We start from the raw sequence: 26,011 nt of genomic DNA, 5'->3' as shown, positions 1-26,011 counted from the left end.
AAGGGCACAGGTGCGGCAACGCCTTCGAGGACACCGTCTTCCAGGGGCATCCGACAGCTGCTGCGTTGGTCCGCCGGCGTCGGTTCAGTAGCCGATTGTGAAGCGGCGTTGGACGAAGCGGGGCAGTTCCGCCTCGTCGATGAGTGCGACGGCAGCGTCCTCGACGGAGATGCGGCTGCGCCCGTCTGCGTCGAGAACCGGCTGATCGCCACCGGTCCGGAACCGGCCCGTGCGCTCGCCAGGGCCGATGTCCTCCGCGGGACTGAAGTAGGTCCACAGCCGGTTGGACGTGCGCAGGACGTTCAGGGCGTCCCGATGGCCACGTACTGCGGCGGCGTACTCCCTCGGCAGGCCGAGCGCATCGAGGCTCTCGTGCATGAGTTCGTCGGAATCCGCCCGTACAAGTCCGGGCTCGATCTCCAGGCTGCCGGCACCACCGATGACGATCAGCCGAGTCCGGGGGTGGCCCTCCAACGCCTTCAGCAGTGCTCGCGCGGCAGTGGCGTACACGGTGGGATCGGCGATCGAGCGGGCCACCGTGTCGGCGATGTCCTTGGCGCCGTTTCCGGGCTGGAATCCGCTGATCAACACGTCGAGGCCGGGTAGGACGGCGGCGATGCTGCCAGCGTCGAGGACGTCGACGCTCTTCCAGGCGACGTCCTTGCGGTCCTCGTCGATCTGCGTGGCGTCGCGGCTGAACGCCGTGACGTGGTGCCCCCGTCCGAGGGCTTCGGTGACGACATGACCGCCGATGCTGCCGGTGGCTCCGATGACTCCAATGCGCATGACTCTCCCTGTCGCTGTTCACGCCGCAATGTCTTCACGGCATTCGAAAACTATACGGCGTGAAGAAACTGTACGTCACCCAGCATAGTGACGCTGTAGAGTCAGCGACTGTGGGAACGATCAGAGGGCGCCGCGAGCGGCTGCGGGCCGAGACAACCGCCGAGATCAAGAAGGTTGCGCTTGAATTGATGGCCTCGGGCGGGCCCGACGCGATCACGCTGCGGGCCATCGCCCGCGAGATGGGCATGACCGCCAACGCCATCTATGGCTACTTCGCCACCCGCGACGACCTGGTCACCACGCTGATCAACAACGTGTACACCTCGCTGGCCGACACCGTGGACGCTGCATGGGGCACCGCGCCCGCCCAGGACCCGGCAGCCCGGATTGCGGCTTGGGCGTGCGCCTTCAGAGACTGGGCCCTGACCAACCCCGAGGGCTTCCGCCTCATTTACGGCGACCCCGTCCCCGGCTACCGGCCGCCCGAGGGCGGCGCAGCCCCGGACGCTGCCCACCGCGTCTGCACCGGCATCACTGCGCTGGCGGCCGCCGCCTGGCCGCACGCCGAACACCGCTACGCGGACAGTGGCTTCGAATGGTCCGACTTCGACGCCGGCCTCCTCGGCAAGGTCCGCCCGGCCTTCCCCGACCTGCCCCCGGCCGCCGTGGCCCTCGCCCTGCGCATCTGGAGCCACCTGCATGGCCTGGTGTCACTGGAGATCTACGGCCACCTACAGACCCAGACCCCCAGCCCGGACAAGCTCTTCCGTGAAGAACTTGCCCAGCTCATCCGGTCCTTGAGCATCACACCGCAGGGGTGACGGCCCTACGCAAGGGATGCGCCTGCGAGCTGAGCCGACTACAGGGCCCGCCGCCTCGTCCCCCGCAGGCACACAACCCTGCTGGGGCATCGATCCCACCACCCTGCGCACCCGCGCCGACGGAGTACCTCCCCCTGGGGAATTACGTGAGTGGAAGGCGCAGGGGGACCATAGCCATGGTCGGCGAGCCGCCGGCCGGGCCGGGGTGAAGAGCAAGGCGCGGTAGCCGTCGAACTCGCCCCGAACGCCGGCCCGCCCGGGAGTGCGCCCGGCCCGGGGACGCTCGCGCGGGCCTGGGCGAGCATCGGCTCCACCGGCGGATGCAGCCCACCAGGCACCTGGGTGGTCCAGCCGGGGATGTGGCGCGGGTCGGCGCCGTAGCTGTATTCGCTGCGGATCCGTCCATCACGTTCGTGGACCACCACCTGCGAGCGGCCGCCGTCGCACCTGACGCTTCGCCTCGACGGAGAGGCGCGGTCCGCGCTTCCGGCTTCGGGCGGAACTGCCTGGCGAGGGATGTCCGGGACGGCCGATAGGCGGCCGACCCGGACATCGGGCTCAGGCGAGGTCGAACCGGTCGAGGTTCATCACCTTGTCCCATGCAGTCACAAAGTCATGCACGAGCTTCTCACTCCCGTCCTCGCACGCGTAGACCTCCGAGACGGCTCGGAGCTGGGAGTGGGAACCGAAGATGAGGTCGACGGCGGTGGCGGTCCACTTGACCTCGCCCGTGGCGCGATCCCGACCTTCGAGCACGTTCTCAACCGATGCGGATGCCTTCCACTCCGTGCCCATGTCGAGCAGGTTGACGAAGAAGTCGTTGGTCAATGTCTCGGGCCGATGGGTGAAGACGCCATGGGGGGACTGCCCGAAGTTGGCGTTCAGGGCGCGCATACCGCCGATGAGAACCGTCATCTCGGGAGCGGTCAGCATCAACAGGTTGGCCCGGTCCAGCAGGAGAGTCTCCGCTGCCAACTTCTCTCCTGCTCGGAGGTAGTTGCGGAAACCGTCTGCGGTCGGTTCGAGCGCGGCGAACGACTCCACGTCGGTCTGCTCCTGCGAGGCGTCCGTGCGTCCCGGCGCGAACGGGACCGTGATGTCATGCCCGGCGTTTCTCGCCGCCTGCTCGACGGCCGCGCACCCACCCACGACGATCAGGTCGGCGAGCGAAACCTTCTTCCCGCCGGACTGTGAGAGGTTGAAGTCCTGCCGGATCTGCTCGAAGGTCTCCAACACCTCGCCCAGTCCGGGCAGGTCGTTGACCTCCCAGCCCCTTTGCGGCGCGAGTCGGATCCGTGCCCCGTTGGCCCCGCCACGCTTGTCGGTGCCACGGAACGTTGCCGCCGACGCCCAAGCGGTGGCGACCAGCTGGGAGATGGACAGCCCCGATGCGAGGATCTTGCGCTTGAGGGCAGCGATGTCCTCGTCCGTGACCAGTTCGTGATCAAGTGCGGGGACGGGGTCCTGCCACAGCTGCGGCTCGGGAACCCACGGGCCGAGGTAGCGCGAGACGGGACCCATATCGCGGTGCAACAGCTTGTACCACGCCTTGGCGAACGCTTCCGCGAGCTTCTCAGGATTCTCGTGGAAGTGCTTCACGATCGGCGCGTAGATTGGATCCAACTTCAGCGCAAGGTCCGTCGTCAGCATCATGGGGGCGTGCGTTTTCGACGGATCATGAGCATCAGGCACAGTGCCCTGGGCCGAGGGATCCTTGGGAGTCCACTGGTTCGCACCGGCGGGGCTCGTCGTCAGTTCCCAGTCGTACTTGAACAGGTTGTCCAGGTACCCGTTGTCCCACCTCGTGGGGTCGTTGGTCCATGCGCCCTCCAGCCCGCTGGTGATCGCGTCGGCGCCCTTGCCGCTGCCGAAGGTGTTTCGCCAGCCGAGGCCTTGCTCTTCGACGGGGCAGGCCTCGGGTTCCGGGCCGACGTACTGGGCATCGACCGCACCATGGCACTTCCCGAACGTGTGGCCGCCGATGATGAGCGCAGCTGTCTCCTCGTCATTCATTGCCATGCGCCGGAACGTCTCGCGAATGTCCCTGGCGGCGGCCAGCGGATCCGGGGTGCCGTTGGGCCCCTCCGGATTCACGTAGATCAGGCCCATCTGCACGGCACCGAAAGGACCGGTGAGTTCCCTGTCGCCGCTGTAGCGCTCATCTCCGAGCCATGTGTCCTCGGGTCCCCAGAAGATTTCCTCGGGTTCCCAGATGTCCTCTCGCCCGAAGCCGAACCCGAATGTCTTGAACCCCATCGATTCCATGGCACAGTTGCCGGCGAAGACCAGAAGGTCGGCCCAGGAGATTTTCCGCCCGTATTTCTGCTTGACCGGCCAGAGCAGACGGCGCGCCTTGTCGAGGCTCGCGTTGTCCGGCCAACTGTTGAGCGGGGCAAAGCGCTGAGCGCCGCTGCCGCCACCACCCCGGCCGTCGGCGATGCGGTACGTTCCTGCGGCATGCCAACTCATCCGGATGAAGAGTGGCCCGTAGTGCCCGTAGTCGGCAGGCCACCAGTCCTGCGACGTCGTCATCACCCCGAAGACTTCCTGCTTCAGCGCGTCGAGGTCGAGGGTCGCGAACTCTTCCGCGTAGTTGAAGTCCTCACCCATCGGATTGGACCGGGACGAGTGCTGGTGGAGAACCTGAAGGTCCAGCTGATTCGGCCACCAGTCCCGGTTCGACCTGGGGCGGGTCGGTGTCGGGGTCGGGGAAGGGATTACTGGGTTCTCACTTTCGCTGCCGGACACGTCCGTTCCTTCTTCCTGTCTCGGTCTTCCCTAGTGCTGTCTGCTTGCTCTTGACGTGGGTTGCTCTGCTGGTGTCGAGCGCTGCGACCCGCGCTCGTAGCGCGCCGGCTGGAAACGCCTGGCCAGACCCGCGGCAGTCAATGCCGGGCTGGCGGCCGCCGACTGTCTGCCCTCACGCACGACGCCGATGATGGATCCTGTGTCGGCGTCCGTATGGTCGCGCACCGTGGACCGAACCGCTACGAGAACACGCAGAGCAACCCCGCGTTAACAAGGACTCGCATTCCGGAGTCGTATGTGGACTCCGCAGTCCGGCCCAATGGCTGACGACTCCCGGCCTCTCAGGCATACGGGAAAGGGTGACTTGCTTCCGATCATTATGATCACCCGCTGACATGAAAAGCGGAAACGGACAATTATATGCCGGTCTGGCACGTAATGGAGCCGTGAACCTGTGGCCAGGATTCCTGATTGCCGCCTTCGCGTAGCGCACGGGTGTGAACACGACCGAAGTGACCGGGTGTGGGGCATTCTCGAGGCCATCGGCGCCTATGGTTTCTGCAGGGGGCCCCGTCGCCTTCGCCGCAATGGACAGAGTCCGGGCCTGGAAGCTCGCCTGATCCGCTTCCATTCAGAACCCGGGCGCTACCGGTAAGCTCCGGCCATTCCACCGAGCCTGAACAGGTGAACCGATGTGAGTGACCTGCTGGAGCGACTGCGAGGGCGTGGCTGGCGGGTGACCTCTCAGCGGCGTGTCGTTGCGGAGGTCCTCGACGGCGACCACGTGCATCTCACGGCCGACGAGGTGCACGCGCGCGCGGCGCAGCGGCTGCCCGAGATCTCCCGGCAGACGGTCTACAACGCCCTGGGCGAGCTGGTCTCCCTCGGTGAGGTCACAGAGGTCGCCGCCAACGGCCGCGCCAAGCGGTACGACCCCAACGTGCACCGCCCGCACCAGCACCTGGTGTGTGCCGGCTGCGGCACCATCCGCGATGTCTACCCGACCGGCAGTCCGCTGGACGACCTCCCGGCGGAGGAAAGGTTCGGCTTCACGGTGTCCGAGGTCAAGGTCACCTACCGTGGGCTGTGCCCGTCCTGCGCCCCCGGTCCGTCGTCAGTGTGATCCTGGTCGGTGGATCACGGATTCGCGCAATCACCCTTCGCCCCGGATGGCGCGTGCGAGGTGGAGCGCGACCATTGACCGTCTCGTCGCATGTGGTGCCCGAGAAGTGCCGCCCGTGCGGTGAGCCGATGACGTTGCCGGTGGCCGTGGGCGACCTGCCATCCCGTACACCTTCGCAGGCGGCCCGCCGGACCGGGTGGCGAGGAACTGTGGGCGGCGCCGCTGCGTCTGCCATGGGCATGAGTCAAGCGGCAGTACGAGTCGGGCAGGGGCGTGAGCCAGGGAACCAGGGGATGCGGAGGATTCCACGTAGCGGCCCTTGGTGCCACGTGCGCTTGCCGGCCTGGCGCCGCCGGCGTGCATCAGCATCGGTTGTGGGTTCACACAACAGCACCGGAATCTGAGCGTGCTCTGCATCGGCCTCCCCGTCATCGAGCGCTGACCGGACGCCTCGTGCACTGGGCCCGCCACCGCGGCCGGTCAGCGCGGTGACCGGCCGTGCAACCCCTTGGCCGACTGGTTCGGTCACCGCGGCGGTCAGCTGCCCAGCCGGACGAGCGCCAGCCTCGGCTGGTCCGGGTGATCAGTCCTTGCTCTTCCCGGCAGCCGAGCCGGTAGGCGACCGATCCCGTACTGGACAGGCCGACCATGCGGCCGAACTCGCGCACCGACGGCCCCGCCCGTGCTCCGCGATCCAGCCGCGAAGCGCCCTCATGATCCGCGTCTGGCGGGCTGTCGGTCCCGGGCTCATGCCGCTCTTCCCGGGTTCTTGGCGCGGGCGGTCTGCCGCAGTTCCATGCGGGTGGCCGGCGGCGCCGGTTAATGGTCGGCGATGCGGGCGCGCAGGCGGGCCATGACGGCCTCGGAGCGGATCTTGGGCAGCGTGAGGAACTTGTGCCGCGGTGGCGGGCAGGACGTCGCCCGTTCGAGCGAACGGCCGTAGCCCCGTGGGTCGTCGACCTCGATCCTCTTTCCGTCCTTGGCGGTCTTCCACACGTTGTAGAAGAACGGCAGCGTGGAGGCGCCCAGGAGGAACGCGCCGATGGTGGAGATGGTGTTGAAGGCTGTGAAGCCGTCGACAGCGAGGTAGTCGGCGTAGCGGCGGGGCATGCCTTCGGCACCGAGCCAGTGCTGGATGAGGAAGGTCACGAGGAAACCGATGGTCCACAGCATCGGTGTCTCGAAGGATAGGGAGCCCTTCGACATGGTGCCGATCCAGTTGAAGAACTTCACGACGGTCGGCACGGCGATGAGGAAGGTCATGAACGAGAAGAACGGTCGGCGGCGGACCGGGGCATCGAGCACCTCGGACCGAAACTCGCGCTCCAGCCGCGGCGCCGCTTCCGCAAGGACGCCGTGCTGGTCGTGGACGGCAAGTACTTCGTCGGCTGACGTGCGCCGGCGGCGAGGAGACGTGGGTCACACGCCCCGCCGTGTCACAGGGCGCCGGGCTACCTCGTCTCAGGGGTGTAGCCACTGACGACCACGGAGGAGCACACGATGGACGCGCGACTGAACTACTTCGCCAGCCCGACCGCCGGCAAGGCCTTCAAGCACTTCATGGCGGCGGGCAAGGCGCTCAAGGAATCGTCCCTGCCGACCGCGACGCAGGAGCTGGTGGCGCTGCGCGTGAGCCAGATCAATGGCTGCGCCGTCTGCATCGACATGCACACCAAGGAGGCCACCGCAGCCGGCGAGACCTCGGTGCGGCTGCACCTGGTGGCGGCGTGGCGGGAGGCCACGGTCTTCACCGAGGCCGAGCGCGCCGCCCTGGAGCTGGCGGAGCAGGCGACCCGGATCTCCGACGCGGCCGGCGGGGTCAGCGACGAGGTCTGGGCGCGTGCGGCCGAGCACTACGACGAGGAGCAGCTCACCGCCCTGGCGGTCCTGGCCTCCTTCATGAACACGGCGAACCGGCTGAACATCATCGCTCAGCAGCCGGCCGGCGACTACGAGGTCGGGCAGTTCCACTGAACAGCCCTCCGCCCCTGGCCCAGGCCAGGGGCGGGGCCGGGGGCGTTGTGCTGTCCCGCCGGCGAACCAGATGATCTTCAGAAGATGCCTCGCCGGCTCGAGCCCGGCCGGGCGGGAGCACTGCAACGGGGAGTCTGCATGAGCAAGGTCGAGGAGTTCGAGGAGCTGCGGCCGCTGCTGTTCTCGATCGCGTACCGGATTCTGGGCAGCGTGGGTGAGGCGGAGGACGCAGTGCAGGAGACATGGCTCCGCTTCGACGCCTCGGCGACCCGGCCCGCGTCGACCAAGGCGTTTCTGTCCGCCACGGTGACCCGTATCTCGATCGACGTGCTGCGCTCCGCCCGGGTGAGGCGGGAGGCGTACGTCGGACCGTGGTTCCCCGAGCCGCTGCTCAGCGATCCGTACCAGGATCCGGCACGCTCGGCGGAGCTCGCCGACTCGGTGTCGATGGCGGCGCTGCTGCTCCTGGAACGGCTCAGCCCGCTGGAGCGGTCGGTGTTCGTACTGCGGGAGGTGTTCGCCTTCGGCTTCGACGAAATCGCCGAGGCGGTGGGGCGGTCGGAGGCGGCGTGCCGGCAACTGCTGGTACGGGCGCGACGGCACATGCACGCCGGGCGGCCACGGTTCGAAGCGGACCGTCAGGAGCGGCAGGAACTGGCGGCGCGGTTCTTCGACGCCCTCCGCGAAGGCGATGTCGTCGGCCTGCGGGATCTGCTCGCCGCCGACGTGTCGATGGTCGGGGACGGCGGCGGCAAGGCCCCGCAGCTGGCCAGGGCCGTCGTCGGCGCCGAGAACGTGGCCCGGCTGCTCGCCTCCGTATTCCCCTTGCTGGCCCGGATCGACGTCACGTTCGAGCCGCACGAGGTCAACGGCCGGCCCGGCGCGGTCTTCCGCGACCGGGACAGCAAGGTGCTCCACATTCTGGCCCTCGAGGTGCTCGACGGGCAGATCCAGACCATCCGCTCGGTGATCAACCCCGACAAGCTCGGCCACCTCGGGCCGGTCGCCGATGCCTGGGCCGTCGACCGCGAGGTGAAGCAGGCCCGCCGGGAGATGAAGTGACCTCGGAACCGGCCTGGGCCGGCTCGTTCACCACCAGCTCACGTCAGTGGCCAAGGTGGCTATCACCTTCCCGGCGAGGTTGAGGTTGTGCACCACGCGACGCCGCGCATCGCGTGGTGCACGCCGCACCGCGGAGGCGGCAGTCGCGCAAGATCGTCCAGGTCTTCATACGGGCGAAGACGTGGTCGACGCGGGCCCGGACCTGCTTGTGACTCTTGTTGTGCGCCTGCGTCCAGTCGGCGAGTTCTTCGTCCGCGCTGCGGCGGCCGTGAGGGATGACCAGCCCCGTTCCGCGGTAGCCGCCGTCGTCGATCGTTACGGTCTTCCCGACGGCGTCCTTCGCGCCGGACTCGGCCCAGGCCCGGCAGTCGTTGCGGTTGCCGGGCAGCGGCCGGCCGACCACGACCACCAGCCGGGTGTCGGCGTCGACGACCACCTGATGGTCGTCGAGTACCGATAGTTCTTCGACTGCTCGGCCACGGTGTGATCGTGGTCGGCACCAGGGTGCCGACCACGATCAGAACGGCGTCCTTGCGGCAGCGGCGCCGTGGCGGGAGCGCGAGCTTCGGTCCGAGGTGGTCAATGACTCGGCCGCCGACTTCGACACCCCGAACAACGGAGCCAGTTGCCGCAGCGTCAGGTTAGTGCGCCAGTACGCGGCCACCAGCAGCACCCGATCCCCCAGCGACAGCCTCCAGGGCCTCACCGGCCGAGGCACGACCGCTTCACAATGCTTCTTGACGATCAGCAAACAGCACAGAGTTGCGCCACCTATGGGTACACATACTCCGATTAGCCGGGTGTTGTGCCCTCACGGAGCGTTTCGGGCGTTTACGTTCGCTCGATGCTGCTGCTTCAAAGCCGTCCTTCGGCCACCAAGTTCGCACCTGCATCTCCCCGTCCGGCGCGGAACACTCGGGACCGGGTCGTGGTGTACGCACCGGCGGCGGCCGCGCTCTGCTTCGCGCTCTGGTCCCTCGCCAAGCCCTCACCATGGACGGATGAGGTAGTGACGATGGAGGTGGCGCGCCGGTCCGGGCCGCAGCTGGTCCAGCTGCTCGGTCACGTGGATGCGGTCCATGGCCTGTACTACGGGCTGGTGCACGCCCTGGGGCAGGTCATCGGCGTCAGCACGTGGACGATGCGGCTGCCCTCCGCCATCGCGGTGTCTCTCGCAGCGGGCGGGGTCGGATGGCTGGGGCGACGGCTGGCCGGCGCCCGGGCCGGCTGGTACGCCGGGCTGCTCTTGGCTGTCCTGCCCACCACGTCACGCTATGGGCAAGAGGCCCGTTCCTATGCGCTGGTCATGGCGCTCGCGGTCCTGGCCACCTGCGCCTTGCTCAAGGTCCTCGAAGGCAGCAGCCGCTGGCACGTCACCTACGCGGCACTCGTGAGCCTGCTCGGCTTGCTGAACGTGATGGGGCTGCTGCTGGTGGCCGCCCACATGGCGGCCGTGGTGTGGCAACGCCCGGGCCGACGCACGGTGACGCGCCTGCTGGTGGCCCAGACCGCAGGCGTCATCGCTGTGATCCCGCTGCTCGCTCTCGGCTACGCCCAGCGGTCGGCCGTGGACCAGGCAGCACCGGTCGGCGTCAGGACCCTACCCGCCTTCTTCGGATGGCTCCTGGTCCCCGGCCAGCAGTTCGCCCCCCACGCTCTCAAGTTCGTCTTCGTCGCCACCGCGATCACGGCCGCGGCCGTCACGCTGGCCCATTTGCGCAAGATCCCCAGCCGGCTTGTGCCCCTCACCATGCCCTGGCTGACCCTGCCACCGCTAGCGCTCCTGGCCGCCTCGCTCAGCGAGTCCCACTTCGCCTACCGCTACCTGCTCTTCTGCCTGCCGGCCGCAGCACTGCTGCTCGGAGCGGCCTGCGCCCGGGCGCCTGTGACCCAGCAACTGGCCCTCGGCTTGCTCCTGGGGACCCTGCTCACCCCGGTCCACCTGAACATCCGCCAGCAAGACAGCCGCCCTTGGGACACCACCGCCATCGTCAACGCCGTGCAACACGAGGCCAGGGCATACGACGGCGTGCTGTTCACCGGCGGTGGGTGCCCCCTCATCGCCGCCGCCTACCCGCAGGTCTTCGCCCCCCTCAACGATCTGGCCACCGTCAAGACAGCAGCACAGATGGGCACGCTCGCCAATCAGCCCGCCCCGCGCACACTCCTGGCCCAGCGGCTCTCCCACACACCGCGCGTCTGGCACATCACCTGCCGACACCTGTCCACCGGCACCCGCCCCGCCGCCACCCAGACGGCAGCAGCACACGAGAGCCAACTCACCCTCACAGGCCAGCTTTCCCCCTCCTACCGGCGAACTGTCCGAGGCATGGACCTCACCCTCTATGAGGAGTAACCGTCCCGGAAGGCGAACCATCAGGAACATCTGACACAACGCCCACCCCCGCCTCGTCCACAGAATGTGACAATTTCTCGTCTCCGGCCATGCTGCTGTCCGCGCTGCGAGCACACGATGCTCGCATCGAGAAGCTGACCGAGCCCAGCACCTCGCGCACCCGCGTTCCCGAGCCCCGCGACGAATCCCACGGCTGGGAAGCGGACCTGGACAAGAACGCCGGTGGCGAGGACGAGGAAGCGTCGGCGGTCAGCCGGCGTGGCCTCCTGGACTGGACCCGGACGGCAGCCCGACGCCTACCGGCGGTGGTACGCCGTGACGACCTGACGGGTCGACGTCAGGCGCACGCCTCAGCTCACTGCTTGCTTCACGAGCCCACCGATCCGCGCCTCCACCTCAGCCGTCACCTCGGTCAGGGCGAAACCAGCCGCCCACATCGTGCCCTCGTCCAGCTTCGCCTGGTCGCTGAACCCGAGCGTTGCGTAGCGCGCCTTGAACTTCTCCGCGCTCTGGAAGAAGCAGACGACCTTGCCGTCCAGCGCGTAGGCGGGCATCCCGTACCAGAGCTTCGGCGCGAGGACCGGGGCGCTGGCTGTGATGACGGCATGGACGCGCTCGGCCAGGACCCGGTCCGAGTCCTGCATCTCGGCGATCTTCGCGAGCACGTCCCGCTCCGCCTCGACCGCCTTGTCCGCGCGCGAGCTGCGGCGCGCGGCCGTCTTCCGCTCCTGGGCGTGGTCCTTCATCGCGGCCCGCTCCTCGGCCGTGAATCCCTCGTACGCACTGCTTTCGGTGCTGCTCATGGCAGATTTCCCCCTCAAGGATCTTGATGTGCGGGATCTTGAGAGGGGACCATATCCCGGCTCGCTGACGCCGGGCTCACCATTCCCCCGACAGCTCAACGGCGCCAGAGCACAGCTCCGGGCGGCTCGTCTGGCCATACCCCCAGCATGCGCCCGCCGGCCCTGGCGCCAGGGGCTCACTCCTCAGCGGTCTCGTCCTCGATCCCCAAGGGCCTCGGCGACCGGCTCAGCGCCACACACGCCGCTTGCTGGCTCGGGGACGTCCTGGTGCGCCACGGTGCTCAGAGAGAGGGACGCCGATTACTGGCCCATGCTCTGTGGACCTACCGGGAGTTCGGAAACCCATGGGGCGAGGCAGCAACGCTCTACGCACTGGCGGAGGCGCAACTCGTAGCCGGGCGTCCAGGACCGGCCCGTCAGCGAGCCGGAGCAGTACCAGCTGAGAACGAGCGCAAACACCTCCGCTGCCCAGGTGTCCTGCCCTCGGGGAACAGTCAGTGACGTGCTCCACTTCATGCGAGCCCACCGGCAGTGGGGCAGCGGCAGGGCCGGCCGGCTGACGGCGAGGGCCTTACGTCGGGCATCTCAGAGCGTTTCGGTCGGGCCCTTGGCCGCCATCGGAACGACCGTCAGATCTGAGCCCCCGCCCCTTGGCAGCCTCGATCTGCTCACCGAGGGCGCGACCTGTTCGGCGGCCGAAGTGGCGACGGCGGACGTGTATCGGTGGCTGGTCTTGGCGCCGATGGAGAAGACGGGTGAGAGATGAAGGGGGGTCGGCGCCGTTGGCGAGAGCTTCTTCGAGGATCGATCCTGCTGTAGCCGGTCGATGCCCACTGGTAGTTGCTTGACCAGCTTATCCATCCAGAACGTGCCCACTGCCGCAGTGGTCGCGGTTTTCCGGCTGATCAGCAGGTGCGGATTGGTGCTGTTCGACCAGCGAAGTAGTCGGTCATCGTCTCGGCGCGCACCCACCAGTCGGCCGGGCTCCCGCAGAATCCGGCATGGCGCGCCACCTGGGCCATGTCCGTTCGCTGTGGACCCAGGCACGTGACGAACCGGTGGAACCGCGCCCCAAACGAACCCTCGGCGCCGACGTCATTCGGCCGACAGGGGCCCGCTGACCGACAACAATCCCTGAGAGGAACCTGGTTGGGTTCGCCGCCCGGCCGTCCCGACTGCCGGTTCACATCTACCAGCTAAGGCTTGTCCCGTAAATGATCTTGGGTGGGTGCGGGCGTGGCTGGTGGCCGGTCCGGCCGCCCGCCTATCCGGCGAGGTTGAGGTTGTGGAGGCGGGCGATTCCGAGCATGGCGTGGTGGACGCCATCGCCCTTGAGGCGGCAGTCGCGGAGGATCTTCCAGGTCTTCATGCGGGCAAAAACGTGCTCCACGCGGGCGCGAACCTGTTTGTGGGACTTGTTGTGGGCCTGCTTCCAGTCAGGCAGTTCTTCACCTTTGCGCCGACGGTGTGGCATGACGAGTCCGGTGCCCGGATAGCCGCCGTCGGCGATCGTCATGGCCTTGCCGACGGCGGCCTTCGCGCCGGACTCCTCCCACGCCCTGCAGTCGTTGCGGTTGCCGGGCAAGGGCCGGCCGACCACGACGACCAGGCGGGTATCGGCGTCGATGACAACCTGGTGGTTCGTGGAGTACCGGTAGTTCTTGGACTGCTCGGCGATGCTGTGGTCGCGGGTGGGCACCAGGGTGCCGTCCACGATGAGCACGGTGTCCTTGCGGAACCGTTTGCGGGGCTGGAGCGCCAGCGACGGGCCGAGGTGGTCGATGATGCGGTCCGCCGCGGACTTCGATACACCGAAGAGCGGAGCGAGTTGGCGCATTGTCAGGTTCGTGCGCCAGTAGGCCGCGACGAGCAGAACCCGGTCCTCCAGCGGAAGTCCCCACGGGCGGCCCTTACGGACCGGATCTGCACCTTCGCGGCGCAGTGCGGTCACCAACCTGCCGAAGGAACGCGGGCTCAGCCCGGTGAACGGGGCTATCCAGGACGGCTCCGACGCCGTGATCACACCAGACACCCGAAGATCATCTCACCCGTGACCAGCAGTTACGGGACAAGTCTTAGTGTCTCGTGATTCTGTTCATGTCAGTTCGAGTTGTTATTGACGAGTTTCTTCACGTTGGTCGCGACGAGTCGGACCTTCGCGAGGACCTCGCCGGAGGTCGCGGTCCAGGTGAACGGTTTCGCTGTCGTGTTCCAGGAGTTGATGTAGTCGCGGATCTGTTTGATCAGGACGTTGACGCTGGAGAACGTGCCGCGGCGGATGGATTGCCGGGTGAGGATTCCGAACCAGATCTCGATCTGGTTCAGCCACGAAGAACCGACGGGAGTGAAATGGAAGTGGACTTGCCGGTTCTTGACCAGCCACTCCTTGACCTCGGGTGTGGTGTGCGTCGAGAGGTTGTCCAGGACGACATGGATGTCCTTCCCGGCGTACGGTTTCACCGCCTTCTTCAAGAAGGCCAGGAAATCCTTGCCGTTCCGGGTCGGCCTGCACTCGCCGAGCACTTCACCGGTGGTCACGTTCAGGGCGGCGAACAGGTTCGTGGTGCCGTGCCGGACGTAGTCGGCGGTGCGCTGCTCGCTCGCCGCGAAGGCGACCGGCAGCACCGGCTGGGTCCGGTCCAGAGCCTGGATCTGCGTCTTCTCGTCGATCGAGAGGACCACCGCGCCACCCGGCGGAGCCAGATACAGGCCGATCACATCGGCCACTTTCTCCGCGAACGCGGGGTCTTTGGAAATCTTGAAGGTACCCAACCGGTGCGGCTTCAGGCTCTCCTCCCGCCAGACGCGCGCAATGTAGTGCCAGGACACGGTGATGTTCTCGGCCCGCTCCAGATACTTCGCCAACTCCCGCGTGGACCAGTGCGAAAGCCCCGTACGGTCCGGCGGCGTCATGCGCGTCAGCGCAATCACCCGGGCCCGCACCCGCGCCGGCACCTGCTCCCGCGCGCCACCAGGACGCTCACCTTCCAGCCCGGCCAGGCCCTGCTCGGCATAGCGGATCTTCCAGCGGTCCACGGTCGGCAGCGACACCCCGAGCAGCTCGGCAATGTCCTTGCGCCGACGCCCCTCACTCGACCACAGCACGATCCGGCCCCGCGTTGCCATGTCCGCAGGAACATCCCGACTGTTCACCAACTCCCGCAACTCGGCGGCCTGTTCCACGGAGAGCTCCACACCAGAAGACCCTGCCATACAAGATCAAGTAACGCTGACGGAATCACGAGACACTAGCGCTTGTCTGTTCCATCCAGAAAGATTAACTGGATCAGGGACATCGCGGTGCGGTGACCATCGGCGCGTTCTCCAGCGCGATTTCCGGCCTGCTGCCCGCCGCCCTGGCAGCCTTGGCCGAGACACGTCCCGACATCGAGGTCGCCGTGGTGGAGTCCCAGCCGCCGGACCTGTTCACTCGGCTCGACGCGGGGGAGCTCGACGTGGCGGTCGCCGTGGATTTCGCCGAAGCGCCTGCCTTCACCGATCGCCGCTACACACGGACCGACCTCTTGACCGACATCCTCGATGTCGCGTTGCCGGCCACGCACCGTCTCGCCCGTCTGGACCGGGTTCCGCTGCGGAAGCTGGCCGCTGATCCCTGGATCGTCGGAGACGCGCACAGCTGCTGCGGTGCGGTGACGCGATCCGTCTGCGCAGCCGGCGGCTTCACGCCGGAGATCCGCCATGCGGTGAACGACTGGCAGTCGCTCGCCGCTCTTGTCGAGGCAGGAGCGGGCGTGGCTCTCGTGCCCCGTCTGGTGCAGCCGCTGCACCGCCCCGGCCTGGTACTGCGCGCTCCGGAGGGGGAACCGCCGACCCGCCATGTTTTCGCAGCAGTCCGGGCGGGCGCAGAGGGCGACCCCGTGCTCACCGCCATCTTGGAGCGCGTGCGCACGGCGGCGGCCCGGACCTTGGAGCGGTGACACCTCGGGCCCCGACCGGGACGCATGAACTCTCAGGGCACAGCGTGGTGGATGCGGCGCATCCCCCGGTGTGAATCGCATGCACGGCATCGTCGCGCGCCCGCGAACAGAGCATGCCCGGCGAGGTCGACGTCGGACAGCCGCTGCCGAAGCCGGGATCCGTTCACCAGGGTTGCTGCCGGTCACCCTCACCGCGCCCGCTTTCACCAGCACGTCGCTGCGACTCGACCAATTCCGCGTGCGGCGCAAGTGGCTTTCTCAGGCAGCATCGCGTGCGGCGCGTCAGACATCGGTGTCGGATACGACGCGCACAGTGCGCAGTTGGGGGTCTGCGGCGTCGGGTATGTTCATGCTGGCGTGACCCCGGTTGCGCAGATACTCCAGGACTGGGCCGGTGAGTCGCTCCCCCGGCAGCGCGGCGGGAATCCCGGGCGGGTAGGGCGTGAGCATTTCCGCGGCCACCCGCCCCGCAGCCGCGTCGAGCGGGACATCTTCGGTGCGGGCGAAGAAGGCGTCGCGGGGCAGGCAGACCTGCTCCATACGCAAACCGCCCGGGTCGGGCACGGCCACGGACACGGCCGGTCGCAACGCGGAGGCATGGCGGGCGAGGTCTGCTCCTCAGCGGACGAGGGCGTTACTCAGCAGTTGCTCGTTCATCGACGAGTGGCCTTCGATGTTCTTCTTCGCATCTTCGTGCAACTGGTCTTCAGTGGGTCCCTGCGAGTCGCTGTGAGAACGCTGACCGCCGTACTGTGAGGCGGACTTGGGGGCGGGGGTGGAGGTCTTGCTACTGGTCATCGGCGCATCTTCCGTGATCAGGAGTTACACCGTTCGTTTCGAAGACCCAGGTCGCCGATCACGAGCTGCGCGACATCCTGGCCTGCTGAGCCACGGCGACCGTGGTCCGCAGATGTCCCGTGACATCGAACCTTGAGCGATTGCCATTCAACTTTGAGCGGTGACCGTCGGCATGATGTGAGCCGCCGTTGTACGGCGGCCCCACGCTGATGGTGTGCCTACTTCGGGGTTCCGCCCGTCCAGAGCGCGGGCCGTCCGGTCAGCCCGCGTCCGGCGCGTCGATGACGTTGCCGTCCTTGTCGAGCGTGTGGGTACGCCAATACACGTCCCACTCGTCGTCGACTTGCTGTGGCACCTTGCCCTCCGGGTATCGCGTGAATCCCGCCGGGGGCTTTTCACCGTCCGAGACACAGGCCCCACCAGTGCCGCCGACTGTCAGGACGGGGTACTCACCGCTGCTGCAGATGTCCTCCTGGTACTCGAAGGAGGAACAGCCGGTGAGTGCCACAACTGCGGCCGCGCCGGCGAGAGCGACGGTCCAGAACCTGCCGGGCCGAAAGGCGGCGGGTCGGCTCATCCTGCGGGACATGGGCACTGTTGTCTCCTGTCTCCAGTCATGCGGTCTGCCCCCAAGTCTCGCCGCCGACAGCCGCAAAGCCCTGAGTACGCGTACTCAGAAGCGCCGGTCGCCACCCCTTGTCTGGAGGCACTCGCCGACCGCGGCGATCAGGCGCTGGCCGATGACAACCCCGGGCGCGCCCTCGCCGGCTTCCCGACCCGCACCATCGAAGCGCAGGTCATCGACGCTTCCCTGTCCACGGTCACCGCCGCGCCCACGGACGCCCTGCCCCGCACCATGGAACTGAAGCAGACCCTGCGGTCGGTCGGCGGACAGCTGCCCGAGCGGGCCCGCAACGCCGGGGTTGTGCGCCCCGACCTGACCTCCGGCGACCTGGTCCCGCTCATGTGCGGAATCGCCTACGCCGCGAACATCCCCAGCATCCCCGCCGACCGCATCGAGACCGCCCGCCGCTATCTGACCGTGCTACTGGAAGGCCTGTACATGCGAAGGGGCCAACATCTGCAGCCAGGCCGACCTGATCGCCACCTCGGCCCAGAACCTCCCGGCCCGCCGCGCTGCCGGAGAGGAAGCGCCGATCGCCGTGACTGCCCGCCGTCCCAAGCGGGTCCCGGCTGACGCCCGAGGGGTGAGCGGTGACGTCGGAGGAGTACGGGCGGTGGATGATCCGCAATTGTGCCCGCTGCGGCCGTCGGGCCTCAAAGTCCGCCGAGTGGTCGGACGGTCCGATCTGCCGGACCTGCTGCGAGCGCGCGATGCGAGTCCGCCTGAGCACCCGCAACGGTCCCCCGGAGCTCGCTACGCCGGGTTGGCAGTCCACGGCCAAGCGGCGTGGCGGCCGGCCTCGATGAGACCAACCATCCTGAACGCGGCGTCCGTGAGGCCGCCGAAGGTGTGCCGGTGGGGGCCCGCGGGGCCGTGGGCGGGCTGGTACCCCGCCAGGTTCCAGGTGTAGACCGGGATCCCGGCCGGTACCGGTTCGGCCGGCCCGCCTGGGTCGTGGTACGCGGCCTGCTCGTCTGTGACGATCAGGACTCGGTCGTGCTCCCGATAGTGGGCCCGCACCGCCTTTGTGGTGTGGGTGCCCCCGAGACTGTGGAACCGTTTCAGCACCTCAAGCACTGGTTCCCCCACCCCGAACGGTACCTCTGCGCTGGACCAGCCGAACTCCACCAGATCCGCCTGCTGGGCGCGCATCGCCAACGCGGCACCGAACACGGCCGCCGCGTCCGCCCGGGTCAGCTTGGACCGCTCGGAGACGGTGTCCCAGAACATGGAGTCGGACCGGTCCACCAGAATCAGCGTCCGGCCGGGAAGGGTCGGTACGTTGGCCAGGGAGTGGCCCAGTGCCCGCTCCAGCGGGGCTGCCCAGCGCGGCGACGGCGCGTGTCGCTGGGCGGCCAGGTAGCGGAAGGGGAACTGCCGGGACCGGGCGACCTCGGCGGTGTCGGAGATTCGTGCGGCGACCCGGGCCGCCACCTCGTCCGAGACCCCCGCCTCATCGAAGTTCCGCAGGTTCCGCAGGAGCGCCATCGGTGCCATAGAGGGGATCACGGCCTCCCAGACGGCGGCATCCATCGGTCCGTGGATCCAGCCCGCCAGGGCCTCCCAGGTCATGCCCGCCGCGGCCAGCCGCTCGGCGCCGCCCGGCCCTGTCACCACGGCCCGCCGCTCGTCCGCAGGCAGCTCCATCAGAGCCCACTGCGCGGTCAGCAGGCGGTCAGACGCTGGCGGAACCGCCTGCTCTGGGTGGTGGCGGCGGTCCAGGGCATGCCGGAAGAGCGCGCCCTGCCAGGGCTTGTCCGGGTCGGGGGAAGCGTGCACCAGGTTGAGCACGTCACCGAAGCGGAAGCCGTTGGATGCGGTGTCGTATTTCAGCAGAGACCGGGAGGAGTACAGCCGGCGTACGGCGTCGGCGATGCCCCGCTTCACGGGCTGCGGCACGTTCCGCCCGTACACCGAGGTCCAGTGGGCGAGCAGCTTGCCAGGCTCGTCGGCGCGCTGGAGCACCGAGTCGATCACGGACCGGTTGGACGGGCCCTTGGACGACCCGGCCTCGAGCCGGGCCCGAACGTACGCGGCGGCGCCCATCAAGGACGCGGTGCGCATGTTGCCCTCGCTACGAAGCCAGCGCAGCAGGCCAGCCGTCCATACGGGGTCCTCGACAGCGAGTTCACCCATGAGACGGGCGTACCGGTCGTCGCGCTCCTGGCCGCTCTCGTAGAAGGTCTGCTGGGACACGAAGTTGCCGACGGCCAGCAGGAAGGCCTCCTCCCGGGGCTCCCGAACGAAGGCCGGGCCGCCTTCGTGGGTGCGGAAGGCCTGCACTGTGGGCCGGTGGTGCAGCCCCGGCTCGGGCGGGGTACGGGCGGCCGCCGAGACGTGCGGGGCCACGAGCATCTCAGACCAGATCTTGGAGACGCGCTGGGTGTAGCGAGGCAGTGAATCCCCCCGGATCCAGAGGAACGGACGCCCCGGCCAAAAGGTGTGACGGGGCGAAGGCGGCCGCGCCTCCCGAGATCAAAGGGGGCAGCGGCGTCACTTGGTTGTCAGAAGGAAGTAGCCGCAGCCGGGCGCATCGGGGGCGCGGTCGCGATGCCAACCTATGCGGGCAACCGGACCGCACACCAGCGATTAAACGTCTGCCCTGTTCTCGGACTCCTTGTGTGCCGCTGCACTGTCCTCCAGTGGCCAGATGATCCGCAGGAAGCGCCCAGTACGGTTCATCGTCTACTTGGGTGACCTTGGGTGATCTGCTGCCGTGGCTGCGAGGCTGCGCTGGCCCCGCACTTGTCGCGCAGTGGCTTGGGCGGGCGGAAGCCCACGTGCATCGGCGACGTCCACAGCTCCGGTGTCGGTGATCAGGTGCAGTCGTTCGGCCAGGTCGGAGAGGCGCGTCAGGTTCCTGCGCGGCTTCGTGGGGGGGTGCAGCCGGTCAGTCCGGCCGCGGTCTGGGTGAGGTGCTGGGGCAGTACCTCGGCCACGGTGTCGGCGTCGCGGGCCAGCACCGCCTCCTCCAGCCGGCGGTGCTCGCCAACGTAGTCCCGGTCAGGGTTGTGGTGCGCCGACCAGCGGCGAGCCAGTTCGTTCGCGGTCAACTCATCGACACCACGGAGATGTATCTCCCCACGATCCTGGAGCTCGAGGAGGAAGGCGTGGTCCCCATGCGCGCCCGCATCGCCGAGCGCCTGGACCAGAGCGGCCCCACGGTCAGCCAGACCGTCGCCCGCATGGAGCGCGACGGTCTGCTGCACGTCGCCGACGACCGGCACTTGGAGCTGACGGAGGAGGGCCGGCGGATCGCCATCTGCCCTGGCCTCGATGGTGGAAGTGGCCGTCCACCATCAGGAACAGCGTTTCGTCAACGGTTGGGGAGACATCTGCGCGTTGGGCAGTGCCATCGTGGGCACGACTTACGGCAGCACTGGCCTTGCCGTTCCCTACGGGCAGTCGTAGCGGTGTGTGAATGGGCGTCCGGGGCAGGTGAGGCACTCGAAGAGGTACACGCCGCCCAGGTCACCGAGAACCAGGCCGGGGCCCTCGTACGCATGGTTGCGGTCCTCGACCGGGGTCCAGGTGTGCCGGGACAAGGCATCCGATTCGGTGCTCTCCACTGTCAGCAGGTGTTCCATGCGATTCCCGCATCCGGTGCAGTCCGGCCACTCCGGGTCCTGACACCAGCCCGGGTATCCGACCAGCTTTGTGCCGGGCGCGGTGGAGAGGTGACTTTGGTAGTCCCAGCCCGTCTCCTCGTCCACCTGCAGGAAACGGAACTCCAACTCGTCCCACATGTCGTCATCAAGGTCCCAGTACGGATACTCCGTCACCAGCTCTGGATGCACTACGCAAGGACGCGGGACGTAGTTCTCCCACCGCTCAGCCGGGCTTGGCGGAGTCTCCAGTACCTTCCCGACCGAGCCCGCCTTCCGCCATTGGACGTGAGGAACGACCCAGCGGTAACCGCTGTGCTGCCGTGGGCACCACAGAGCTTGGAGAAGATCGCACCCTTCGGGAAACGGGACGATGCCAGGAACGCTGGTACGGTAGATCTGCACGACCGGCACCATTGGCGACCTCTCGTGCTCGGGGCACAGCGGCCAGGCCTCCTCGGCCGGCCACAGCAGCGGGCCTCCGACCGAGCTGTCTCGGCACGTCGGCTCACCCGCACGCGGGTGAAGCCGCACGGTCTCTTTCCGAAGAGGCGCCACCTCGGGAAAGAGCTGCTCAACGTCCATGGGGCGCGGCGGTGTATGGCGGGGCACGTCGACAGGCTACGAGAGGACGGCCACGCCCAGGGCTCTAGAGAGAAAACGACCTCTCAGGCGGCGGTCCAGAGCTTCGCCCCAGCATCCCGGCGATGCCCCCGTACCGCTACGAGAGGCCGTGCTCAGGAGCGGGGGGGTGAAGGTGACTCTCCTCCGCGGTCCACTCGCCGCTCAGCGACTCGTGACCGAACACCAGTCGGCCGCAGCGCGGGCATTCCCTCTTGAGGGGCGGGAGCTTCGAGAACTCGGAGGCGGATCGTCTCGTGGGAGACGACGACACCGCGCTCGACCATCAGCTCCTCGACCTCACGAAATGACAGCGGGAAGCGGAAGTACAGCCTCACGCAGTGGGAGATGACACTCAACCGGGTACCGGTGCCCTTTGTACAACGGCGACACGTTCCCCACAGATCCCCCTCCAGCGTGTGCGTGATCAACCCGGAAGATCATCCCACCCGCTCAGCCAACGTGACAGTGCCCATCCGGCTACCGTGGAGCCCTATGACCGCCGACACGTTCTGGACGATCCCGGCCGACCCCATGACCACCGGTAGCGGTGTCCACCACAACCTCACCGTGCTCCTGCCGCCGTTCACCACCATCCGCGAACAGCTCCCGGTCAACGATCCGGATCGGGCGGCAGAGTTCGCGCTGTCCCTGGACAAGATCGACACGGTCCTTGAACACCTCGGGCCGAGGCCGGCGGCCGACATACAGCCCCTGATGACGCGCGCCGATCTGGACATCGTCCAGGTCGGCACATGGGGGAACGTTCTTGCCATCTCCGATCCGGCGTTCGTCGACAACGGCGACAGTATGCCTCTGCTGGGCGAGGCAACGAGGCTGCGGGATCGATTCCCCGACGCCCGCATCGTGGGCCGCGTGTCGGTGCATTGCGGCGCCGAGCACACCGAGGACCTGGTGTGGCTGCCGGACGGCACCATGTTCCACGCGTGCGGCTGGCCCGGCGATGAGCCGTTCGTCGTCACCGGCGACCCGCACGCCGTAGCCAGCGCGCTCGGGATCACGGCCGAGACGTTCGAAGACCTTGAGGTCTATGTCGACCTGGACGATGAGCCGGGTGAGAACGACTGGGCAGCGTTCGCCGGCCTGGCGCTGGGAGAGGCGGACCCGTGGCCGAGCCCCCGCGTGAACACGTCCGCACTGCGGGTTCAGCACAGCGAGTACGCCGTGAGCCACATGGAATCCCTGTACTTCATCACCGGCTGACGGCAAAGCCAACTTCCCTCATAAATAGGCCGGTTGGCCCCGATCTGAAGTATCGAACTGGCGAGTGACGTCGACCGAAGCAGCAGCAATCGCTCTACAGGAACATGCCGCACTCCGGAGTGCGGCAGAAATCCGTGCGAGCGACGTCGTCAATGCCGCCTGTGATGCGCTCGTCGCCGGACTCGGCACCCCCGGCCTTCGAGTCCTCGCCGCCTGCACACGCGCCGAGGCGGACTACGACGTCCACGAGTTGCTTCCCGAAGCACTCCACGAACTCGGCCTCACCTTCTATCCGGTCGCCAGCGATGCCGGCCAAGAAGCCGCCGCCCGAGCGCTCGCACGCCGCATGCTCACTGGCGAGCTGACACTCGGGAGTTCGCTTTCCGGATCCACCAGCGCTACGGACATGAGCTGCCCCCGTGGAAGAGCCCACCTCGTAGATCACCCCGAGAGCTTCATGAGTGCGCCAGGTCCGCAGATGTACGAGAGTCACCAGGAGCCGGTCGGTGAAGACCAGGCCGTATTTCGGAGCTGCCCCGGCCTCCCGTTGGCGGGCCCAGCCGCGCCGGTCATGGCGCCCGGACTCGCAGCGGGCTTCCCGACGCGGAGCGAGCTCCGTGACCAGCGCACCCAGATGCTGGCGGGACAGACCGGTGAAGGCTGGGTGGGACATGGCCACGCGGGCCTGTTTGTTTGATCTGCACGAACAGACAACTCGCGCGGCCCTCTCTGTATCCCCCGCGCTCCCGACCGAGATCAGCGTCGGGCCCAGCCGATAGCCTCGGCGCATGTCCGACAATGACCTGGCTCATTCCTCTTCCCGCGTGCCGATGCCGCCCGGCATGCTGATCCGCGAGCTGGATCTGAGCGATGCCACGGTCGCGTCCACCGTGCACGCGGTGGGCCTGCGCGCCTACGCCGTCGAGGCCGAACTCATCGACTTCGACGGCATCCCCGCCCTGTCCGAATCGCTCCAACGCATGACGTCCCGGCCCCTGCGCTGGCTGGGCGCGGTGACCGGCGAAGGAGCGGTGGCCGCATTCGTGGCCTGGCAGACCGACAGCGGCCAGCACATCACCCACATCGACCGGGTCTGCGTGGACCCTGCCTGGTTCCGCCGGGGCCTTGCCTCCTGCCTGCTGGACCACCTGCTGGCCGAGGTGACCGCCAGCAGTGAGGTGAGAGTCAGCACCGGAGCGGACAACCAGCCCGCCGTGAAGCTGTACGAAAGGCTCGGCTTCAGCCGCGGCGTCGACTTCGAACCCGTACCGGGCCTACGCATGGCCCAGTTCGTACTGCACGGCTGATACCGAGACCACCTACCACCACACCTCTGGAAGATCCGAAGAGCTCCAATCACCCACCCCAAAATCAATCGTGGGGTAAGCCGTAAGCCATCGTCGCGCCGACGGGCCTATTGACCTGGAGTGATTGCGCGGCAGAGCCTTCGCGGGTCGTTGTTGTCGACCTTCGGAGAGCCGTTGTGGCGGTCGAGTTCCCTTCGCCGAGGTACGCGACGAGCTGGGCGTGCGGCTGGATGCGCCGGCGTGGACGACCGGGGACGGCCCGAAGGCGCTGTTCGATGCGGCGACCGGGCGGCGTACGCCGACGCGGTGTCGGAGTACGCCGCCCTGGGGCGGGTCGAGTTGCTGGAGGTGGCCCGCCCTGTCACGGCGGCTACTTCGGGTCGCGGTTGAACTTCGAGGTCGACCAGAAGTAGCCGAGCACCGCGAGGCCCAGGCACCAGAGGACGGCGAGCCACCCGTTGTGGCCGATCTCGCTGCCGAGCAGCAGGCCCCGCAGGGTTTCGATGGCCGGGGTGAACGGCTGGTACTCGGCGATCGGCTGGAACCAGCCGGGCATGGAGTCGACCGGGGTGAAGGCGCTGGAGAGGAGCGGCAGCAGGATCAGCGGCATCGCGTTGTTGCTGGCGGCCTCGGCGTTCGGGCTGGACAGGCCCATGCCGACCGCGATCCAAGTGAGCGCCAGGGCGAAGAGCACGAGCAGTCCGAGGGCCGCCAGCCACTCCAGGGCGGTTGCGTTCGTGGACCGGAAGCCGATGGCCACGGCGACGGCGCCCACGAGGACCACGCTCGTGATCGACTGCAGCACGCTGCCGACGACGTGGCCGATGAGCACGGAAGGGCGGTGGATCGCCATGGTGCGGAAGCGGGCGATGATGCCTTCGGTCATGTCGTTGGAGACGGACACTGCGGTGCCGATCGTGGTGCTGCCGATGGTCATCAGCAGGAGGCCCGGGACGATGTAGGCGATGTATGCGGAGCGGTCGGGACCGCCGCTGCCGATGCCCGAGCTCATCGCGTCGCCGAAGATGTAGACGAAGAGCAACAGCAGCATGATCGGGGTGAGCAGCAGGTTCAGGGTGAGGGACGGGTAGCGCCGTGCGTGCAGGAGGTTGCGGCGCAGCATTGTGTTCGAGTCGCGTACCGCGAGGGAGAGGGAGCTCATCGGACAGCCTCCTTGGGCTGGCTGGACTGGCCGGGCTGCGGGGCGGTGCCGGTCAGGGCGAAGAACACGTCGTCGAGGTCGGGGGTGTGCAGGGTGAGTTCGTCCGCCTCGATGCCGGCCGAGTCCAGCCAGTCGAGGATGGAGCGCAGCTCGCGCTGGCTGCCGTCGCTGGGGATCTGCAGCGCCAGCGCCTCGTCGTCCCGGGTGACCTCGCGCAGGGCGAGGGCGGCGCTCCGGTACGCGGCCGGGTCGGCGAACCGCAGCCGCACGTGCCCGCCGGGGATGAGCCGCTTCAGCTCCTCCGCGGTGCCCTGGGCGGCGATCTTGCCGTCGTTGAGGACCGCGATACGGTCGGCGAGCTCATCTGCCTCCTCCAGGTACTGGGTGGTGAGGAAGACGGTGACGCCGCCGGAGACCAGCTCGCGGATGATCTGCCACATGTTGTGCCGGGAGCGCGGGTCGAGGCCGGTGGTCGGCTCGTCGAGGAAGATGATCCGTGGGTTGCCGACCAGCGTCATGGCGATGTCCAGGCGGCGCTTCATGCCGCCGGAGTAGGTGGCGGCGGGCTTCTTCGCCGCCTCCACCAGGTCGAACCGCTCCAGCAACTCGGCGGCGGTACGCCGCCCCTCGCTGCGGGAGAGATGGTGCAGGTCAGCCATGAGGAGCATGTTCTCCTCACCGGTGATCAGCCCGTCGACGGCGGAGAACTGCCCGGTGACGCCGATCGCGGCACGCACCCCGTCCGGTGACGTGGCGACGTCGTGGCCCGCGACCTGAGCCTGCCCGCCGTCGGCGGAGATGAGGGTGGAGAGGATCTTCACGGCGGTGGTCTTGCCGGCGCCGTTCGGCCCGAGCAGCGCGAACACGGACCCGGCCGGGATGCGCAGATCGATGCCGTCGAGGACGACCTTGTCGCCGTACCGCTTGCGCAGACCGACGGTGGAGACGGCGGCCGGCGGCGGGTGACCGTCACCCTGCCTGGATGTGGGCATGACAGAAGAAGGCATGGGCCCTCCCGTTCGAAGGCTGAAGTGACTGGGTGAGTGAGTGAGCTGGGG

21 protein-coding genes and 8 pseudogenes are annotated in these 26,011 nt (G+C 67.9%); 11 read left to right on the top strand and 18 right to left on the bottom strand.

All coding sequences use genetic code 11. From position 1 onward, the window contains the following. Positions 1 to 84: 84 nt before the first annotated feature. Complete coding sequence (locus OG883_RS39535; protein ID WP_266551838.1) at positions 85 to 786, bottom strand: NAD(P)-dependent oxidoreductase; 702 nt, start codon at positions 784 to 786, stop codon at positions 85 to 87. Positions 787 to 896: 110 nt separating this feature from the next. Between OG883_RS39535 and OG883_RS39530 the strand changes: the two genes are divergently transcribed. Beyond that, positions 897 to 1,607 carry a TetR/AcrR family transcriptional regulator gene (locus OG883_RS39530; RefSeq protein WP_266551836.1) on the top strand — a complete coding sequence of 237 codons (711 nt, stop codon included), beginning with the start codon at positions 897 to 899 and terminating at the stop codon, positions 1,605 to 1,607. Positions 1,608 to 2,165: 558 nt separating this feature from the next. Here the strand turns inward: OG883_RS39530 and katG are convergent. After that, the gene (gene katG / locus OG883_RS39525; protein WP_266551834.1) at positions 2,166 to 4,355 is read right to left on the bottom strand and encodes a catalase/peroxidase HPI; all 2,190 of its coding nucleotides are present in this window, start codon (positions 4,353 to 4,355) and stop codon (positions 2,166 to 2,168) included. Positions 4,356 to 5,049: 694 nt separating this feature from the next. Between katG and OG883_RS39520 the strand changes: the two genes are divergently transcribed. Continuing rightward, entirely contained in the window at positions 5,050 to 5,478 is a 429-nt protein-coding gene (locus OG883_RS39520; RefSeq protein ID WP_266551832.1) for a Fur family transcriptional regulator, read from the top strand. A gap of 819 nt (positions 5,479 to 6,297) precedes the next feature. On the opposite strand, the pseudogene OG883_RS39515 reads toward OG883_RS39520, so the two are convergent. Beyond that, positions 6,298 to 6,756 (bottom strand): annotated as a pseudogene (locus OG883_RS39515) (cbb3-type cytochrome c oxidase subunit I); the annotation flags it as partial. Here OG883_RS39515 and OG883_RS39510 point away from each other — a divergent pair. The 3 genes and pseudogenes from OG883_RS39510 to OG883_RS39500 form a co-directional block, all read left to right on the top strand. Then, positions 6,754 to 6,852 (top strand): annotated as a pseudogene (locus tag OG883_RS39510) (IS5/IS1182 family transposase); the annotation flags it as partial. The pseudogenes OG883_RS39515 and OG883_RS39510 sit on opposite strands and share 3 nt — an antisense overlap. 126 nt (positions 6,853 to 6,978) lie before the next feature. After that, entirely contained in the window at positions 6,979 to 7,452 is a 474-nt protein-coding gene (locus tag OG883_RS39505; protein ID WP_266551830.1) for a carboxymuconolactone decarboxylase family protein, read from the top strand. A 138-nt stretch (positions 7,453 to 7,590) separates the two neighbouring features. Then, positions 7,591 to 8,514, top strand: a complete 924-nt coding sequence (locus OG883_RS39500) for an RNA polymerase sigma-70 factor (RefSeq protein WP_266551828.1) — start codon at positions 7,591 to 7,593, stop codon at positions 8,512 to 8,514. A gap of 27 nt (positions 8,515 to 8,541) precedes the next feature. Here OG883_RS39500 and OG883_RS39495 read toward each other — a convergent pair. Further along, positions 8,542 to 9,217, bottom strand: a pseudogene (locus OG883_RS39495) (transposase family protein); the annotation flags it as partial. Positions 9,218 to 9,442: 225 nt separating this feature from the next. Between OG883_RS39495 and OG883_RS39490 the strand changes: the two are divergent. After that, positions 9,443 to 10,870, top strand: a complete 1,428-nt coding sequence (locus tag OG883_RS39490; RefSeq protein ID WP_266551826.1) for a glycosyltransferase family 39 protein — start codon at positions 9,443 to 9,445, stop codon at positions 10,868 to 10,870. A gap of 350 nt (positions 10,871 to 11,220) precedes the next feature. On the opposite strand, the gene OG883_RS39485 is transcribed toward OG883_RS39490, so the two are convergent. The 4 genes from OG883_RS39485 to OG883_RS39470 all read right to left on the bottom strand — a co-directional run bounded on the left by OG883_RS39485 (position 11,221) and on the right by OG883_RS39470 (position 14,886). Next, entirely contained in the window at positions 11,221 to 11,673 is a 453-nt protein-coding gene (locus tag OG883_RS39485) for an iron chaperone (protein WP_266551824.1), read from the bottom strand. A gap of 585 nt (positions 11,674 to 12,258) precedes the next feature. Continuing rightward, positions 12,259 to 12,645, bottom strand: coding sequence for a hypothetical protein (locus tag OG883_RS39480; RefSeq protein WP_266551822.1), 387 nt, complete (start codon positions 12,643 to 12,645; stop codon positions 12,259 to 12,261). Positions 12,646 to 12,937: 292 nt separating this feature from the next. Further along, positions 12,938 to 13,705 carry a transposase gene (locus tag OG883_RS39475; RefSeq protein ID WP_266534967.1) on the bottom strand — a complete coding sequence of 256 codons (768 nt, stop codon included), beginning with the start codon at positions 13,703 to 13,705 and terminating at the stop codon, positions 12,938 to 12,940. 68 nt (positions 13,706 to 13,773) lie between these two features. Continuing rightward, positions 13,774 to 14,886 carry an IS630 family transposase gene (locus OG883_RS39470; RefSeq protein WP_266540984.1) on the bottom strand — a complete coding sequence of 371 codons (1,113 nt, stop codon included), beginning with the start codon at positions 14,884 to 14,886 and terminating at the stop codon, positions 13,774 to 13,776. A 68-nt stretch (positions 14,887 to 14,954) separates the two neighbouring features. Between OG883_RS39470 and OG883_RS39465 the strand changes: the two genes are divergently transcribed. Further along, entirely contained in the window at positions 14,955 to 15,611 is a 657-nt protein-coding gene (locus OG883_RS39465) for a LysR substrate-binding domain-containing protein (RefSeq protein ID WP_266553235.1), read from the top strand. Positions 15,612 to 15,893: 282 nt separating this feature from the next. On the opposite strand, the pseudogene OG883_RS39460 reads toward OG883_RS39465, so the two are convergent. The 3 genes and pseudogenes from OG883_RS39460 to OG883_RS39450 form a co-directional block, all read right to left on the bottom strand. Then, positions 15,894 to 16,223, bottom strand: a pseudogene (locus OG883_RS39460) (ornithine decarboxylase); the annotation flags it as partial. Between the two features lie 6 nt (positions 16,224 to 16,229). Next, a pseudogene (locus OG883_RS39455) lies at positions 16,230 to 16,406 on the bottom strand (plasmid stabilization protein); the annotation flags it as partial. Between the two features lie 262 nt (positions 16,407 to 16,668). Then, a complete protein-coding gene (locus OG883_RS39450) occupies positions 16,669 to 16,998 on the bottom strand; it encodes an SCO0607 family lipoprotein (RefSeq protein ID WP_266551820.1) in 330 nt (109 codons plus the stop codon). 27 nt (positions 16,999 to 17,025) lie between these two features. Between OG883_RS39450 and OG883_RS39445 the strand changes: the two genes are divergently transcribed. Further along, entirely contained in the window at positions 17,026 to 17,607 is a 582-nt protein-coding gene (locus tag OG883_RS39445) for a hypothetical protein (protein WP_266551818.1), read from the top strand. A 180-nt stretch (positions 17,608 to 17,787) separates the two neighbouring features. On the opposite strand, the gene OG883_RS39440 is transcribed toward OG883_RS39445, so the two are convergent. Then, complete coding sequence (locus OG883_RS39440; protein ID WP_266551816.1) at positions 17,788 to 19,389, bottom strand: TROVE domain-containing protein; 1,602 nt, start codon at positions 19,387 to 19,389, stop codon at positions 17,788 to 17,790. Between the two features lie 497 nt (positions 19,390 to 19,886). Next, positions 19,887 to 20,093, bottom strand: a pseudogene (locus OG883_RS39435) (hypothetical protein); the annotation flags it as partial. A 12-nt stretch (positions 20,094 to 20,105) separates the two neighbouring features. Here OG883_RS39435 and OG883_RS39430 point away from each other — a divergent pair. After that, a pseudogene (locus OG883_RS39430) lies at positions 20,106 to 20,294 on the top strand (metal-dependent transcriptional regulator); the annotation flags it as partial. Between the two features lie 135 nt (positions 20,295 to 20,429). Here the strand turns inward: OG883_RS39430 and OG883_RS39425 are convergent. Both OG883_RS39425 and OG883_RS39420 read right to left on the bottom strand, forming a co-directional pair. After that, on the bottom strand, positions 20,430 to 20,816 hold the full coding sequence (locus OG883_RS39425) for a hypothetical protein (RefSeq protein WP_266551814.1): 387 nt from the start codon (positions 20,814 to 20,816) through the stop codon (positions 20,430 to 20,432). 689 nt (positions 20,817 to 21,505) lie between these two features. Beyond that, positions 21,506 to 21,664: pseudogene (locus OG883_RS39420) on the bottom strand (IS6 family transposase); the annotation flags it as partial. 91 nt (positions 21,665 to 21,755) lie between these two features. On the opposite strand from OG883_RS39420, the gene OG883_RS39415 reads away from it, so the two are divergent. Continuing rightward, positions 21,756 to 22,484, top strand: a complete 729-nt coding sequence (locus OG883_RS39415; RefSeq protein WP_266551812.1) for a DUF6333 family protein — start codon at positions 21,756 to 21,758, stop codon at positions 22,482 to 22,484. Positions 22,485 to 22,578: 94 nt separating this feature from the next. Here the strand turns inward: OG883_RS39415 and OG883_RS39410 are convergent, their stop codons facing one another. Beyond that, positions 22,579 to 23,157 carry a transposase family protein gene (locus tag OG883_RS39410; RefSeq protein ID WP_266551810.1) on the bottom strand — a complete coding sequence of 193 codons (579 nt, stop codon included), beginning with the start codon at positions 23,155 to 23,157 and terminating at the stop codon, positions 22,579 to 22,581. A 115-nt stretch (positions 23,158 to 23,272) separates the two neighbouring features. Between OG883_RS39410 and OG883_RS39405 the strand changes: the two genes are divergently transcribed. Beyond that, positions 23,273 to 23,791, top strand: a complete 519-nt coding sequence (locus OG883_RS39405; RefSeq protein ID WP_266551808.1) for an N-acetyltransferase — start codon at positions 23,273 to 23,275, stop codon at positions 23,789 to 23,791. A 370-nt stretch (positions 23,792 to 24,161) separates the two neighbouring features. On the opposite strand, the gene OG883_RS39400 is transcribed toward OG883_RS39405, so the two are convergent. Continuing rightward, the gene (locus OG883_RS39400; RefSeq protein ID WP_266551806.1) at positions 24,162 to 24,953 is read right to left on the bottom strand and encodes an ABC transporter permease; all 792 of its coding nucleotides are present in this window, start codon (positions 24,951 to 24,953) and stop codon (positions 24,162 to 24,164) included. Beyond that, entirely contained in the window at positions 24,950 to 25,960 is a 1,011-nt protein-coding gene (locus OG883_RS39395) for an ATP-binding cassette domain-containing protein (RefSeq protein WP_266551804.1), read from the bottom strand. Before OG883_RS39395 ends, OG883_RS39400 begins: the two co-directional genes overlap by 4 nt. Between the last annotated feature and the right edge of the window lie 51 nt (positions 25,961 to 26,011).

The organism is Streptomyces sp. NBC_01142, assembly GCF_026341125.1.
In the GTDB taxonomy this organism is placed as follows: Bacteria; Actinomycetota; Actinomycetes; order Streptomycetales; family Streptomycetaceae; genus Streptomyces.
This window is presented reverse-complemented; position numbering and strand designations above follow the sequence as displayed.